Raw genomic sequence first — 15,702 nt, 5'->3', positions numbered from 1 at the left:
ACGGCTACCGCACATTTGAAACCTTTTCGCTTGCCCTTTATCACGTGCTCGGAGACCTTCCTATGCCACAATTAACCCACAAATTCTTGTGAGGAGCTTGTTATTATTAATTTCATTTAAGCCTATTATGTTTCGAGAGGCAGTGCATCGCTAGGAAAAAGCTCGAGCCATTGGCGGGAAGGATCGGACTCGCGTTTTGGGGCACGGGACAAATCCGCCTCAGCGGGCGGTCTGAGATGCGTGTGAAAGGAACAAAGCTTTACTCAGTGATTCATATCCGCTATAATATGTTTCGATTTTTGCGGAGGCGCCAAATGTTCAGAGAAGGAGAGGAAATGCAATGGCAAAGATGAAATTCGGGGGAGTCCTCGAGACGGTGGTAACGCGAAAAGAATTTCCACTTTCACGAGCGCAGAAAGTGTTAAAGAAAGAGACCGTCGCGGTTCTGGGATACGGCGTGCAGGGTCCGGCCCAGGCCTTGAACATGCGGGATAACGGGATTCGCGTGATCATCGGCCAATGGCCGGGCGATAAGGTGTATTGGAAGAAAGCGATCGCCGACGGATGGGTGCCGGGCGAGACGTTGTTTTCATTGGAGGAAGCAGCGGAACGCGGCACGATCATCCAGTATCTGATATCGGACGCGGGCCAGATGGCGCAGTGGCCGAGCATCAAGCCGCATCTGAAGGAAGGCGATGCCCTGTATTTCTCACATGGCTTCTCGATTGTGTACAGCAAGCAGACGGGCGTCAAGCCTCCGAGAAACATCGATGTGATCATGGTGGCGCCGAAAGGATCGGGAACGACAGTCCGGCGGAATTTCCTGGAAGGCGCCGGCATCAACAGCAGCTATGCCGTTCATCAGGACTATACGGGCCGCGCGGAGGAACGCACATTGGCGCTCGGGATAGCGATTGGCTCGGGCTACCTTTTTCCCACAACATTCAAGAAGGAAGTATACAGCGACCTGACCGGCGAGCGCGGGGTATTGATGGGCGCACTCGCGGGGATCATGGAGGCCCAGTACAAGGTTCTCAGAAAGCATGGCCACTCCCCCAGCGAGGCGTTTAATGAAACAGTGGAGGAACTGACGCAGAGCCTTATTCGTCTGGTGGGCGAAAACGGGATGGATTGGATGTATGCCAACTGCAGCACCACGGCTCAACGGGGTGCGCTCGACTGGCGGCATGATTTTCGGAAGGCCGTCTCCCCCGTTTTCGAACGGCTGTATAAACGTGTTGCGGCAGGCAAGGAGACCGCGATTGTTCTCAGGGCCAATAGCGCCCCCGATTACAAGAAAAAACTCGACAAGGAACTGGCTGAAATGAGGAATTCGGAGATGTGGCAAGCCGGCGCCACGGTCAGGTCCTTGCGGCCGGAGCGAGCAGCTCAAACGACGAAGAAAAAGAGATAACCAGACATTATCCGGAGCAAGCGCGGAATCACAGATGCTCCCGTTTTAGTAGCCCTGTCCCGTGGATGATATACCTGCGGGACAGGGGTTTTTTATGTCTGCTAGGCCGGAGGCCAAGACCCGTCGGTGAGACGATCCGGCGAGTGTTCACCTGGTTCGCTGTGACGGGGATAATCCTGATCTACACAGCAAAAGACAGCCGCCGTAATTCCAGGCAGTCCCCTTCGCGGCTATGTTGGCTCTGGGGCTGACACCATTCTACGCCGTCAGCATGCTCGGGCCGTAAATGGAGCCAACCCCCTACGCTGAGACTTGAACTTTAGGGACAGGCTTTCGGGCGGTGCCGCATTTCAGGTGATTTTTCTTCATAGAAGACCGTATTTAAGTCTCCGTCAACTCCCCAAAGTCCCTGCCTTAATTGTAAGTGTTTGTTCTTTCAGTGCTTGCAGAAGTCAGTTTCCGTTTGCCGCGCGTGGTATGCTTATTGCACATGTAGGCGCGGAGACACAAAGTTATTATAGGACGCGGGACAGGGGGGCAAACATTATTATGAAGAAACAAAGCAACATATTATTGGTTTCTGCAAATCCCGATCTTCATCGTACGCTGGAAATTGTAGCAAGCACGTGCAGTTCGAGATTTTTTGGCGCAGAGAATGCGAAAAAAGGGATGGGGCTTCTGGTTTCCAGTGAGATGGATTGTGTTATTTTTGATTTGGCGACATTGCCGAACCCGAGACATAAACAAGTTGTCAGGCGGAAAATTGAAAAAGCGGGTGTACCGACGCTGTGGCTGAATGATGGTTCAAATGGAAATGGAGGGTCTCAGGGCTCTCAGAAGATCGAGCCGATCGTGAAATTCGTCATGGACACGTGCGAGCGCGTGGGGAACGCCTCGAACGGCAATTTTCTGCGGCGGTTTTTCTCGGTTTTACATCGACGGTAGCTGATTCAGATCGTGCTGGCCGAGAATTTCAGCAGGATTCTTTCGACATCCGCATCATCCACCTGCTCGAAGGATTCATAAAATTGGCCGACGGCCATAAAATCCTCGGGCGTCAGCAGGCAAACCATCTCGTCCACCATGCCCGCCAATTCTCTAATCTGTTGGGCCGGACCGACGGGGAGAGCGATTGTAACAGATTGGGGCTCTTCTGCTTGTACGGCATCTATAGCCGCTCGCATGGTTGATCCGGTGGCAATGCCGTCGTCGGAAACAATAATGATTCTCCCTTTGAGCGGGACTTTGGGGTGTATGCGGCGGTAGGATTCGGTCCTTGCGCGGATGATGGCCAGTTGTTTCTCCCTCTCCTCTTCAATCATCTCATCAGGTACCTGCAGGATGTCGATGATTTCGCGCTTCAAATACATTTTGCCGTGCTCGTCAATTGAACCCATGGCCAATTCCGGATTGCCCGGCGCTCGCAGCTTGCGCGTGAGGGTGACATCGAGGTCGCCATGCAATTCCTCGGCGAGCACTGAGGCGACAACTACTCCTCCGCGAGGAATCCCCAGCACGAGCGGGTTTTGATTCTTATATTTATCCAGATGTTCGGCCAGCCGTAACGCGGCGTCCGTCCGATTTCTAAACATAAGTCTCTCCTGGTCATCTTTTGGCAGACCACTGGCTTCCACTTACAATATAACAAATTTCCATAAAAAAATGCACTGAGCGGCTGGGTCATGCTGAGGCGTGACAGTCAGAGATGATTTCTGCTCCATCGAAAAGTCAGGGCAGATCCCGCAGGAATGACGAAAGGATTTGGTTGATTAGATACAAATACACGAAGATTTTTCGGGTCGATATGTTGGAGCGCAGCAAGTCTGATTGTACTTGCTGTTTGCGATCTGAATCTGTATAATGGTTGTTTGTGACCCGGCGGTGAAGAGTCGCCGAACCAGCTTAAAGAGAAGGAGGTTTGAGAATGGCAATCGAGAGGGTCTGGATTACCGAAGACTGCACCGGCTGCGGTCTTTGCGAGACCACCTGTCCGGATGTTTTCCAACTTAATGATCAGGCAAGCGTGAAACCGGATGCCGACTTTAACGGAAACGAAGAGTTGGTGAAACAAGCTGCTGAGGAATGCCCGGTCGAAGCGATCCAAGTGGAAGAAGCGTAAGCCTCACGTATCTATTCTAAGGCCTGTCCGAAAAGGACAGGCCTTTTTGCTTCCTGCCTCTTTGCTCAAGTCTCAGTTGGTCGCGCGCGTCACGGTAGCCCTCTTCAATGAATTCGCGGGCCTTGGCGGGATTAAACGAGAAGAGGTTTGTCATGCTGAAGCCTCCGAGATACGTGGTTGGCTCGACGATTGCAATATTGGCTCCCTTGTACATCTCGTGGGCGAAGTTTCGCTGGATGACGCCTCCGCTGCCGACGTGGACCCACATCACGTCGTAGAAACGGGACAGGACCTGATAGATGTTTGAGAAGCTGGTTTGTTTCGGCAATTTTCTGCCGATGCACAGAAGCATGTAGATTCTTGTGGCTCCGCCGGCGAGCGCGTATTCCAGCGGAACGTTCCATACGAACCCGCCGTCACACCAGTAGTCTCCCTTGAACCGGACAGGAGGGTAGAGACCGGGGATCGTATATCCGATCCTGGATATAATGCGCATATCCCTGACGGTTTTTTCCGTCCGATTCGAGCGCAGTTCTCCGCTGCCGTGAGAGAGGTTGGTAAGGATGAACGAAATCTCGATCGGGCTATTCAGTATCTTGTCGAAGTCCATATATCGTTCGATTTTCCTGAACCACCATTTCATTGAGAGGAGTGAATTGCCCATGAAGATGTTTTCGCTCAGGCTTATTCCCGGCAGGAGAAAGTTTGTGCGGAAGCCGGTCCAGAACTCCTCCATTCTTTCTATGCCGCCGGTCGCATAGAGGCAGGCGTTAACCACTCCGATTGAGCTGCCGATGATCATATCGGGATGGATACCTTTTTCTTCAAGGTACTTCATGGCGCCCGCCTGGAAGGCTCCTCGCGAGGCCCCTCCCTGGAAGATGATGGCTATTTTCTCCCGTTTTTCAGCCTCTTTCGGCTTGTGTTTCTTTTTTTTGTTCACAAAAGCTCCTTTAGCCATTTTCCTAGGGACGGCGAGGCGTTCGACGAAAATGACCCTGCTTTCTTGCTGCAGAGAGATTCTTCCCCCGCGAATCGCGGAGTCAGAATGACAACGCTGTCAGGACGCGTTACTTCAGCAGAGGATATGCCAGGAAGCTTATGGCAAAGCACCAGATTGCGAAGGTCGTGATCTTGTGATGCCTTGATGCGGTTGTCTCCCCTGCTGGAAATAACAAGCTTGTATCCCAAAGGAATGTTATCGACGTTTGCTATAAGTGAAAAGCGACAAATGTGAAGGGTGCTTTGAATTAACCGGAAGCCGAAAGGGCCGAGCGGTGATTATCTGGAAATTGGAACTGCCATTGTTTTCGCGATTCCTGAGAAAGGTTTTGCAGCAGTTCGACGTACGTTGCATTGATATAGTCACGCGAGAGTTTGAGCCGCTTTCGAACCGTTTCAATCTCCTTATCCGAAGCCGCCTCGATTTCCACAAAAAGTCCCAGCCCGGGCAACTCATCCAGCACGATTTCGCATCCGTCCAAGCGCCAGGTTTCCCTGATCTTTTCATAATAAAACCACTGGCGAAAACCGATGGATTCCAGCAGCGAGCGCGCCGATGGGGCGTCGGGAAACTGTATGTGTAACTCCTGCCGGATTTTGTATTCCGATTGCTGTCTCGGACCCTTGAATGTGAGATAGACGTTCCGATCCTGTCGCAGCCGCAACAGTTTATCTTTCTTGGCGAGCGTCCGCTCGGGGTGGTCGAACAGCCAGTTTTTTTCAAGCGTTTTGCTGATAAACTCGGCGCTTGCGTTCTTCAGGATTGAACGCAATTTGGAAGCGTCTTTCAGTTTGATTTTTGCTTCGATTTCCATCCGAATATTTCTTGAGACTTCATTGCGAGCTGTTTTGCACAAAGCCCTGCGCCTTGCGAAGAAGCAGAAGATTTTGCGGGCCATCGCTTCCGGTTGTTACTCTGCAGCCTCCTGTTGTGCGGCCTCTTGCGAATCCAGGGGAGGCAGGACCTCTTCTTCGTGATATTTCTTGTCGTATTCCTCTATGTACTGCTGCCCGACACTTCCCTTAGGATAGGCTTCGTCGGTGGGCGTGGGTGGTATCAATGGGTATTCCGGATTCGCCAATCCAAAGCGGGTGGAGTAATCTTCATCAAGCGAGGCGCAGCCGACAACAAGGAAAGCCATAAGCGCAACTGACAATATTCGAAGCACTCGTATCGCCTCATTTCTCTCTTGGTCTGTCGTGCCACACATTGGCTGGGAGAGACAGCCCCTGTGTCCGTCAAAATATGGTGCCTTTTTTTCGATTGAGCAAGAGGACGAATCTGTTTCAGGTGCTCTTGTAACCTCCCTGGCAATTTTGTTGGTTGAGTAAAGGGGAAAGCGAAATGCCGCGGTTCGTATGGCTGTATAACCGGCTTTTTCAGGTTCCTTCTTTTGCCAACCCGGCTTCGATTATTTTGATCCAATCCAGCACTTGCGGGTCGGAGCCGCCCAATGACAGGTAGCGGCGGTAACATTGAAGCGCCTTCCGATCATCGTTGACGTAATCATCATAGATGATGCCCAAGTTGATAAAGGTATCGGGAAGTTGCGGATTCAACGCCTCAGCCGCATTCAATTCTCGAATTGCGTCATCGATCAGGTTGAGATGTTTGTATATTTCGCCCAAGTTGCAATGGGCGACGGCATTATCCGGTTCGACTGCAAGCGCCGCCTTCAAGGCCTCTGCGGCTCGCGCATATTGTCCGACGTCATGATAGACTCGCGCAAGATCGATGTAACAGGCTGTGCACTTGCCGCTCATGGTGGAGATGCTGGTTTCCGATTTTCGCAGTGATTGCAGCCGCTCGCTTAAACGTGCCAGATCCTCGACGGGCAGATCTTCAAGTGAGTCCATGTTTCCTTGGATCTGCAGCGCCTGATGCACCTGTGCCAGCAGGAGGTTCTTATAAAGATTTTCCGCAGGAGGTTCCGGGACAGGCTGTGCCGTTTCGAGAGGCGGGCTTTCCGGTTTTGGGGCCTCCGGCTTCGGCTTCACTTCCTCGGCGAGCATGCTTTTGCTTATTTCTGGTTGTGGGGCGGCAACAGCGGTGAGGGCGGAAGGGGCCAGTTGTTCGTCGAGTCCTTGAAAGAAGAGGTTTCGGGTTTGTTCATCGGCTCCGTCGAACCAGAATTTTCGCTCTTTTTTGGCGGAGAAATACACGATGGTTTTTTCCTCGTCAAGTTTGCGGACATGGACTTCAATCTTGCCTTCGTCCGGCTGTTGGAAGACGATGACGCCTTCATTAAAGCGGATCAACTTTGCGCTTCCACTGTCCATTCGCCTGAGAGTGTCGACGCAGGCGCGGAAAGTCTTATCGTATGATGTCGCGTAGATGCGCTCATTCTCGTCCGACCCGAAGAGCCCACCGCCGTCCGCGCCAGGCATAATTCGAGTATTGATCGTGCTGCAGCTATGCAGAAGAGCTATGGCCATCACGACAAGTGCCAGGCCAAGTGGCTTCATGTTCCTTAACAAAACAACCTCCGATCCCGCACCGGAATATTCCGGGCGCACTGCTTTGCTTCCTGGATGCGGCTGTTATTCGGATCGTTGTGCGCGAAGCTCGGCACCGATTCTGTCGAGCGAGTAGGCGACATTTGCATTCGAGCGAGAATGCTCCAGAATAGCGGCCGCTATTTCTTTATCCGCGTCTGCGATATCGCGCAGAGCAGCGGCGACAACTTGCGCGAGCCTGTCGGGTGCGATTTCCTCCGACACCTGCGCCGCAACGACGGCGGGTGGAACTGAATCATTACCCGGCATGACGGCCATGGCCTCTCTTGCTTTGAAGGCGGGCGCGAGCAGGTTCGCCATCAGGGCCAGGAATATGAGGAGTAACAAGACGTTTGTCAATGTGCGGGAGGTCATTTCGATCATCCTTTCTGCGATTGCCAACACCTATTTCTTCACCTCATGAAATTCCGCTTGATCAAGGCGGTTGAGCACTTCGTTTTGATTCAGCGAACCCCAATCCACTTTTGCAAGGACTGACGCCGAGACGGAGCAAGAGAAGACAGGATGAGCCTGCTCCTTCCCTTCAGGCACCAGATTTTCGACAATAAATACTTTCGCGATTCGATCGGACCAGCCCCAGCTTTTTGCTATTCTCAAGATGCTGGCCGCATCAGTCAGCACGTTATTTCTGAGGCCGGCAGAAGTGAAATGCCGATTTACGTGGACGGCGACGAACAGGACGTGCTCTCCTCGAGCGGCAGCTTTTTGAATGCTGATGATCCGCGGTGCGCCGTAGTTCGTTTTTTCGCCGAGAGCTTTTTCAAGAGCCTTGCCGAGGATATCGAGGTCGGTCTGCTCCGCAAATCCGGCGCCCATAACCAGCAGGCTCAAAAGCAGGGGAGAAATATATTTTTTCAAGCCGACAAAGGTCATGATACCGTGATTATAGCATATTTTAGGAAGCGTACGCCAATGGAGCGAAGGGCTTTTCCGGCGCGTCAGGCATCGGCGGAAGCTTCGGAGTTCAGCTAACTTTTCGCCTCAGGGGGGGCGACGATTTCCGGGTCTTCGGCCGTCAACTGGAGAAAGACGTCCTCGAGGTTTCTCTCGGTGCTCGCCTTCACCTTGGCAACGGTCCCGTGCGCGATGAGGCGTCCTTTATGGATGATCCCCACCCGGTCCGCAACCTCTTCGGCGATGCTGAGCGTGTGGGTCGACATGAAGATGCTGACACCGTCGCGCGTTTTCTCCTTGAGATAATCCTTTACGAACCTGATGCTTTTCGGATCGAGGCCGACCCACGGCTCATCCACGATCACAATCTTCGGCGAATGGAGAAACGTGGCGCTGAATATCAGCTTCTGCCGCATCCCATGAGAATAGTCTTCTATGAGTTGATCGGCGTATTCGGCTATGCCGAACAATCTCATCAGTTCTTCAATTTTGCCGGTCGTAGCGGCGCTATCCAGATTGTACATGCCGCTCACGAATTTCATGAATTCCCGTCCGGACAGTTTCTCGTAAACATACGGATGGTCGGGTATGTATCCGAGAATACGCTTGGCCTTCACCATATCGGTGGTGATATCGTATCCGGCGATAATCGCAGTTCCCGATGTCGGCCGGAGCAGTCCGGTGAGGATCTTGATGGTGGTCGTCTTGCCCGCTCCGTTGGGACCGAGAAAGCAAAAAAATTCGCCCTCGCCCACAGTCAAATTCAGGTTATCAACGGCTTTCAAGGAGCCGAAGTATCTGGAGAGGTTGCGGATTTCGATGATCGGTTTTTTTGCTGCTTCATTCATTTACTTCTGGTCTCTCTCTCCCCCGGGTTTTTGGCGTTCCGGCGCGCGCAGGCGTATGTCGCGCTCGATGGTGTAGGTTGAAAACCGCAACTTCTTGAAGGCGCACGCGGCTTCTTGCGAAATCATCTTGGAGAACTCCTCGAGTACGCGCAACGCCTCCTGCGAGCGGCGCAGGTTGGCGACGACGATATCGCCCGCAGAGGTCCGGATCGCTTCTGACCCGGCGGGGTCGGTTGCGCCCACGTCGGAATCGCTCGCGCGAGCCTGGATCATCTGGTCCTCGATCCGCAGTTTGCTGATAGTTTCGGTGATTTCGTGTCGCAGGCTCTTCAGGCGGAAAGTCAATTCAGTGCTGTTCTGAGCGAGCCGGAGATATTCCTCGACGGTTCTCAGTCCTTCGCGGGCGCGATTGGCATTTGCGTCGATGATTCTGTAGAGATAGGTTGAGCCATGCATGGGAATGCTTCACCCTCCGCTCGGGTAGGAGCCGAGGCTCTTGAGGAAAATGCAGGAAGCGGCGGCCTCGTTGAGGGCTTGGCTGACCTTTGGGTCCTGGACATGGCCTTCAAGATCGACGAAGAAGACATATTCCCATGCCTGTTGCCGTGACGGTCTGGACTCAATTCGAGTGAGGTTGATTCCGCAGGCGGAAAATGTTTTTAGGACTTCCGAGAGCGCGCCGGCGCGATGTTTGATGGAGAACATGAGCGAGGTCTTATCGCGTTCGCCGCGTTCGGCCATCGAATGGCCAATGACCAGGAATCGGGTAAAATTATTGGGGCTGTCTTCGATTCTGCGCACCAGCAGATTCAGGTGGTAGATTTCGGAAGCGAGTTCGTTTGCGATGGCCGCGGCGGAAACATCTTTTTCGGCGAGTTCAGCCGCCTGGGTCGTGCTGGATGTCGCGATCAACTCGGCGAGCGGCAAGTTTGCCTCGAGCCATTTCCGGCACTGCCCGAGCGCCTGCGGATGGGAATATACTTTCCGGATATCGGTCAACTGACCTTTGGACATGAGGTTGTGGGACACCTCCAGCATGACTTCCGAAAAGATTTTCAGGTCCGACTCCATGAACATGTCCAGAGTATAGCTGACGATACCTTCGGTGGAGTTTTCGATGGGGACGACGCCGTAATGAGCCCGTCCCTTTTGTACATCCAGGAAGACGTCGGATATGGTACGCGCAGGCAGGTATGTCGTTGAACTTCCGAATTTCTGGAGCGCCGCGACATGGGTGAAGGTTCCTTGCGGGCCGAGATACGTTACCGTCAGCGGTTTTTCGAGGCTGCGGCTGGCGGAAATGATTTCCTTATAAATTGCCTTCAGCGCATCGTTGGAAAGCGGGCCTTCGTTTTTGGCTGTGATCTTGTCGAATATCTGTTTTTCACGCGCCGGCGCGTAAACGTGTGCGTTTGCCTGGTCCTTGATCTTGCCGATCTGCATGGCGGCCGTGGCGCGTTCGTTGAGCAGCTGAATGATTTTGGTGTCGATCTGATCGATTTTCTTGCGGAATTGCTCGAGCGACATGTGGACGTTGCCTTTCACTTTTTCTTCAGGTTTGCGTACCGTACCATGAGGTCTCTCTGTTTGTTATCCCGGAAAAAACGCACGGCCACTTTCATTGATTCTCCTCGGCCGCTGACGGCGGCAATGCGTCCCGTCCCGAAAGTGGCATGCTCTATCAGATCGCCCACAATAAAGGGGGAGGCGTCGGGTTCGTCCGCGACCTGAGCAAATTCGGGCGAGTAATATTTCGGGGGTTCTTTTGGGGGTGAAAGCAGGATCTCCTCCGGTATCTCGTCGATGAAGCGCGAAGGGAGATGCATCAGCGCCATGCCGTGGATGTGGCGAAGATCGGCTGACGTCAGAAATATCCGCTCTTGTGCGCGCGTGAGGCCGACATAGCACAGCCTGCGCTCTTCCTCGAGACGAGCCTGTGACGTCATCGAATTCAGATGAGGAAACAGTTCCTCCTCCATTCCCGCTATGAAGACTACCGGGAATTCCAGTCCCTTGGCTGAATGGAGCGTCATCAGAGGAATGAAGTCGGTCTCGTCGTCCCATTCATCGATATCGGTCCGCAAGGATGTATTTTCGATGAACTCCTCCAACGCGGGTTTCCCGGAATGGAGAAATTCGACGGCTGCGGAGATAAGTTCCGCCAGATTCTCCACGCGGGCCTGCGCCTCGAACGACCGGTCCTGTTCCAACATCTTCAGATAACCGCTGCTCTCGATGATTTCCCGGATGAAGTCCGGCGTGCTCATCTGCGTTTTCTTTTCCATGAGCCGGGCCATGTATTGCGCGAATGCGGAAAGTTTCGCGACCGCATCGGTCCGAAGGCCGGGAATTTCCGATGAGCGCTCGATCGCTTGCAGCAGGGTGATGCCCTTCTCGACGGCGAACGCGTCGGCCTTTTCGACAGTTGCCTTGCCGATGCCGCGCGGGGGTATGTTGATGATTCTCCTCAGGCTGACAGCGTCGGCCGGATTTGCGATGACTTTTGCGAATGCGAGGACATCCTTGATCTCTTTGCGATCATAGAAGCGAACGCTGCCGATGACGACATATGGCAGCCCCGATTGGCGGAAGACGTCCTCGATGACGCGCGATTGCGCGTTTGTGCGATAGAAGACGGCGAAATCGCTGTTTTTCAAATGCGGTTTCTCGCGCTTCAGATTGATGATCTCGGTGGCGATGTAGTATGCCTCGCCGTGCTCGTCGGGCGCCGGGAACCAGACGATCTTTTCACCCTCTCCCTTTCGGGTCCACAACCGTTTCGGCTTGCGCCGCTCATTGTTCATGATGACAGCATTTGCCGCGTCGAGGATGCGTTGTGTGGACCGGTAGTTCTCTTCGAGAAAAATGCTCTTGGCCTCCGGGAAGTCTTTCTGGAAGTCAAACAGGTTCTCGATATTCGCGCCGCGCCAACTGTAGATGCTCTGATCGTCATCTCCGACAACGCACAAGTTCCGGTGGTGCTTTGCCAGTTCCCGGACCAACTCGTACTGCACGCGGTTCGTGTCCTGGAATTCGTCCACCATGATATAGCGAAAAAGATTTCGATACTTGTTTGCGCAGTCCGGAAACCTGAGCAGCAGCGTGAGCGCGTTGTTGAGGAGGTCGTCGAAGTCCATCGCGTTGTGTTCTTTGAGGGCTTCGTCGTAGAGGCGGTACAATTGTGCGACTTTCTCCTCGAACATGGTTACTGCGGTTGTTTCAAATTCTTCAGGGCCGATCATCTGGTTTTTGGCCAGTCCGATGCGCGCAAGAATGGCATTTGGGTTGTAGTCCTTCTGCGCAAGATTGAGGCGCTTCATCAGGTGCTTGACCAACGAGAGCTGATCGGACTCGTCATAGATGATGAAACTGCGCTTGTATCCGAGCAGATGTGCGTCTCTGCGCAGGAGTTGGAGGCAGGTGGCGTGAAAGGTGCCGACCCATGCTTGGAGTTGGGCGGTTCCGAGCAGTTTTCGGATGCGGTTGCGCATTTCTTCGGCGGCCTTGTTGGTGAAGGTGACGGCGAGGATGTTTTTGGGGAAAACCTTATGCGTGTGAATCAAATACGCCGCGCGATACGTGATGACGCGGGTCTTCCCGCTGCCGGCGCCGGCGATCACAACGAGAGGGCCGTCAGTTGTCGCCACGGCTTCCCGCTGGCGTTCATTGAGATTTTTCATGAGTTCATTCATACAGAGGTTTGCTCGAAATGCGCCCCGGAGCTGTATTTCCGCCTTTAGTATAGCGTATCGAAACAGTTGATTCAAGCCGAATTAGCTTGACAGGAGGTCTTTCTTGGTGTACAATTTTTCCAGACATTGAGCTTTTATGTGATCTTATCCGGGGAAAGGATAAGATTTTTTCATTATGAGACCCGTTCACCTCATATGGGTAGCCAAGGGCGCCGATAAGGAGACTGCCACATGAACTGCAGGGGAGGAAACAGGAGGAACGCCGTTAATTCGGTCACCGGATTCACGCTGCTCGAATTACTTGCGGTTATCGCCATCATTGGTATTCTTGCAGGGCTGGCACTTCCCGCGATTTCACGCGTGAGGGAGCGCTCCAAAATTGGAGCGGCCAAGGCTCAGCTTGCGCACATAGAGACGGCGATCAGCCAGTTTTATGCCGACCATGGCACGTTTCCCGCGATGGGAAATGACTGGCTCGACGGAACATTTTATCCGAGCGAGGATATCGGAACCGATAGGATCGGGCCGTTCATGTGGGACAATACGCTCAAGGACTGGGTGGTAAATCCGGCTTATCAGGGGCCGGACCGTGATGGGAGTGAGGGTAATTATCAGCTTGACCCGGGGGAAGACATAGGGTTGGACCTTGTTGCAAATGACCCGTACGACAGTTCACCTAATATCCCGTCGTATTTCAGCGACAACGACGGCAGTACGACGGACCCCAGTATCGGCGAGAATAACGGGAAGCTTGATGGAAGTTACTATGACCGTCTGGGCATGTTCACCAAGGAAGATACGTCGGGGCTGTTCGATATCTTTGGGCCGAGGGGATTGCAGTATCATTACTATGCCGCTCAGGTGACTGGTCAAACGATGCATGGGATGCCGGAGTTTACAGCCTATACCGGTCTTGCGGATTACAAGACCAATCACCCGACCCATTATAACCGATGGGTCATCTACAGCGTGGGTCCGGACGGAATCGATCATGGGTTGCATAATTATTTCCTAACGATGCAGAGCGGCGAGGATGTCGGGTCGGACGGGTACGCAAGCGATCCGTCGGATGCCGATACTGATTTCATCCTGTTTGAGCCGAGTGCGAATGAAAATAACGAGACGGATGACGCCTTGAGCGGCACACCGGTGACTTTCCGGGAAACTCAGTGGACCATCAGCTTTGCGGGTGGGAGTTACGAGAGGGGTCTTAATCCCGCCGGCACTTCTGAACTTGACACTGCGGACGGGCAGCCGGTCTTCAGTTACGATGTCAGGCAGGAGCGGCGCAGTCAGCGGCACATATATGCCACTCCTGACGGAGACGCGGCGGCGTTCGGCGTCATCATGAGGTACGGCCCGTAAGACTTTGAACGTAAAAAGCGGCAATCGGGAACCAGTCGCGGCTGGTTCCCGATTTTTTTTAAAAAAATCCCCGCTCTGTGCCGTGAGACTCGACGTATTGAACCATAAGGTCCAAGTGGGTGCCCGCACCCGAGCTTCGTGCTTCCGCGCCGAGGCGGCGTGCAGTTCACTCGTCGATTTAAGGCTCCCTTTTCAAAGGTGTTGGCTCAAATTTGCCTTATCTTCACGAGCACGGCAGGGATTTTTCTCTCTTGCCATCTCACCTTATTTATACCATAGAACCTGAAAATTTGCAAGCGGATCAGGCTCGGCTTGTGTTTATGGGAGAGTTGCCGAAGGTATGGGGAGTTTATGATTCGGAAGGGGCGAGTATGAGAAAGTTCATCTTTCCGAAGAAGAGGCCGATTTGGACTTCGTCGACGACGCGATAATTTTCGAAGACCGCCTTCTTAACCGCCGGGATTCCGCCGAAATAGACACCGCTATAGACAACAAGGGAGAATGCTTTTTCGCGAAGGGGGCGAATGACAAGGTCAGGATCGTATTTTCGGTGCATGACGAGGATGGGGAGTTGAACGGCTTCGACGTTCAATTCCCTGCCGTTATTTACGGCGAAACTGTCAATCCGTTCAATGAGGATGTTGCCGGGCCGAGCGATGATCCATGAGTCGAGGATGGCGGCCTGGCGGAAATCCTCGCCGTCTGGGGCGGGGATTTTTTCGCGGAAAAAGAGGAGCGATTGGAGCAGAAGAAGGACGAGGATCACGGCAGCCGCTCGTGGTTTTCGTTTCAGCGGGTCCTGGTGGCCCAGCCACTGCCCCGCCGATATGCACACGGCGGAAAACAGCGGAATGAAATAGCTAAGGGCGGCTCCGGCCTTTCCTGCAAGAAAGGCGGCCGCGAGGGTGCAGAAGAAATAAAACGACCAGATGCTGCCGGCGGAACGTATTCCCCTGCCTGCCTGATAAAGGGCGATGGGGAAAACGATGAAGAGGGTCAAGGCGAACTTTGAAAACAAGTCGACAAGCAGGCCGGGCAAGAACGGATTATTTGCGGTCATAAGAAAGGCATTTTCGAGGAACCATCCCCCGCTCAGATGCTGGAGCAAGAAAAAAGTTCCGGCCGATAAGGCGATAAATCCCGCCGACAGAAAAGCGCAATGTCTCCACTGCCTTTGTGCGGCGAAATAAATGATTGCCGCAGCCGCCGGGAAAATGGCTGTCTGCTTCGTGTAAAAGGCGGCGGCAAACAGTGCGATTGCGAGCGCGATGCGGCGGGGGCTGACCTGAGGTCTGGAAACTGCCGCGACTCCTGCAAGCGCAAGGAATGCGGCCGTGATGTCGATTCCTCTGACCACGAACCATATGGAGAGAGAAGCCGGCGCAAAGAACAGGAGGCCGGCGAATGCCGGCGCGAGGCGGTTGGTCGAATTTTTTGAAACGGCTCGCACGATAATGGCGGCCATTCCACATGCGCACAAAAGGGAAAAGGCGCGTTCATACCATACGGCAGGACCGAAGACTTTGGCGAGGGCGCCGATGACGAGTGGAAAGACGGGCACGTACTCGAGCGGCATCAGGAGGGACTGGTAGCTGAAATAGATGGGCGATCCGGACAGCAGGCGCAATCCGTAAAATACGAAGTAACCGTCCATTGTTGACCATTCGAAGGGATAGATCAGGGTCTTGGACACCTGGACGATGAAAAGGAACGTCTTCAGTGCGAGGAGAGCGCATATGCTGAGAAAGAGGAAATGCTGCAGCGAGTTTTGGCGGCGCGGGCGGATCAGGGTGTCTGACAGGTTATCTTTAAGGTTCTGCATGAACTAAACGCGCGGAGAGGAGAGCTTGG

16 protein-coding genes and 1 other RNA gene are annotated in these 15,702 nt (G+C 53.5%); 4 read left to right on the top strand and 13 right to left on the bottom strand.

The features are described 5' to 3' along the window. The first annotated feature begins 340 nt into the window (after positions 1-340). Complete coding sequence (gene ilvC, locus C4520_08605) at positions 341-1,414, top strand: ketol-acid reductoisomerase (protein RJP22248.1); 1,074 nt, start codon at positions 341-343, stop codon at positions 1,412-1,414. 549 nt (positions 1,415-1,963) lie between these two features. Then, positions 1,964-2,359, top strand: coding sequence for a hypothetical protein (locus C4520_08600; GenBank protein ID RJP22247.1), 396 nt, complete (start codon positions 1,964-1,966; stop codon positions 2,357-2,359). A gap of 5 nt (positions 2,360-2,364) precedes the next feature. On the opposite strand, the gene C4520_08595 is transcribed toward C4520_08600, so the two are convergent. Next, on the bottom strand, positions 2,365-3,006 hold the full coding sequence (locus C4520_08595; GenBank protein ID RJP22246.1) for a phosphoribosyltransferase: 642 nt from the start codon (positions 3,004-3,006) through the stop codon (positions 2,365-2,367). A 332-nt stretch (positions 3,007-3,338) separates the two neighbouring features. Here C4520_08595 and C4520_08590 point away from each other — a divergent pair, with 332 nt between their 5' ends. Next, a complete protein-coding gene (locus C4520_08590; GenBank protein RJP22245.1) occupies positions 3,339-3,533 on the top strand; it encodes a ferredoxin in 195 nt (64 codons plus the stop codon). Between the two features lie 16 nt (positions 3,534-3,549). Here C4520_08590 and C4520_08585 read toward each other — a convergent pair whose 3' ends face one another. From C4520_08585 to C4520_08540, 10 genes are all read right to left on the bottom strand, one after another. After that, on the bottom strand, positions 3,550-4,494 hold the full coding sequence (locus tag C4520_08585; protein RJP22244.1) for a hypothetical protein: 945 nt from the start codon (positions 4,492-4,494) through the stop codon (positions 3,550-3,552). 289 nt (positions 4,495-4,783) lie between these two features. Further along, positions 4,784-5,434, bottom strand: coding sequence for a class IV adenylate cyclase (gene cyaB, locus C4520_08580; protein RJP22243.1), 651 nt, complete (start codon positions 5,432-5,434; stop codon positions 4,784-4,786). A gap of 12 nt (positions 5,435-5,446) precedes the next feature. Beyond that, positions 5,447-5,677, bottom strand: coding sequence for a hypothetical protein (locus C4520_08575; GenBank protein ID RJP22242.1), 231 nt, complete (start codon positions 5,675-5,677; stop codon positions 5,447-5,449). Between the two features lie 238 nt (positions 5,678-5,915). Beyond that, entirely contained in the window at positions 5,916-7,052 is a 1,137-nt protein-coding gene (locus tag C4520_08570; GenBank protein RJP22241.1) for a tetratricopeptide repeat protein, read from the bottom strand. A gap of 24 nt (positions 7,053-7,076) precedes the next feature. After that, on the bottom strand, positions 7,077-7,436 hold the full coding sequence (locus tag C4520_08565) for a hypothetical protein (protein RJP22240.1): 360 nt from the start codon (positions 7,434-7,436) through the stop codon (positions 7,077-7,079). Further along, positions 7,437-7,925, bottom strand: a complete 489-nt coding sequence (locus C4520_08560; protein ID RJP22239.1) for a hypothetical protein — start codon at positions 7,923-7,925, stop codon at positions 7,437-7,439. 95 nt (positions 7,926-8,020) lie between these two features. Next, positions 8,021-8,770, bottom strand: a complete 750-nt coding sequence (locus C4520_08555; GenBank protein RJP22249.1) for an ABC transporter ATP-binding protein — start codon at positions 8,768-8,770, stop codon at positions 8,021-8,023. Between the two features lie 24 nt (positions 8,771-8,794). Then, a complete protein-coding gene (locus C4520_08550) occupies positions 8,795-9,250 on the bottom strand; it encodes a thiamine-phosphate pyrophosphorylase (GenBank protein RJP22238.1) in 456 nt (151 codons plus the stop codon). 9 nt (positions 9,251-9,259) lie between these two features. Beyond that, a complete protein-coding gene (gene pheA / locus C4520_08545; GenBank protein ID RJP22237.1) occupies positions 9,260-10,321 on the bottom strand; it encodes a prephenate dehydratase in 1,062 nt (353 codons plus the stop codon). A 14-nt stretch (positions 10,322-10,335) separates the two neighbouring features. Continuing rightward, positions 10,336-12,486: an ATP-dependent DNA helicase PcrA gene (locus C4520_08540; protein RJP22236.1), complete on the bottom strand. Its 2,151-nt coding sequence runs from the start codon at positions 12,484-12,486 to the stop codon at positions 10,336-10,338. 231 nt (positions 12,487-12,717) lie between these two features. Here C4520_08540 and C4520_08535 point away from each other — a divergent pair, with 231 nt between their 5' ends. Then, positions 12,718-13,851, top strand: a complete 1,134-nt coding sequence (locus C4520_08535) for a type II secretion system protein (GenBank protein ID RJP22235.1) — start codon at positions 12,718-12,720, stop codon at positions 13,849-13,851. Between the two features lie 63 nt (positions 13,852-13,914). Here the strand turns inward: C4520_08535 and ssrS are convergent. Next, positions 13,915-14,095, bottom strand: a non-coding RNA gene (gene ssrS / locus C4520_08530) — 6S RNA. Positions 14,096-14,200: 105 nt separating this feature from the next. Beyond that, positions 14,201-15,673, bottom strand: coding sequence for a hypothetical protein (locus C4520_08525; protein RJP22234.1), 1,473 nt, complete (start codon positions 15,671-15,673; stop codon positions 14,201-14,203). Between the last annotated feature and the right edge of the window lie 29 nt (positions 15,674-15,702).

The organism is Candidatus Abyssobacteria bacterium SURF_5 (genome assembly GCA_003598085.1).
GTDB lineage: Bacteria > Abyssobacteria > SURF-5 > SURF-5 > SURF-5 > SURF-5.
Note: the sequence above shows the minus strand (reverse complement) of the source record. Positions and strands in the feature narration are given on the sequence as shown.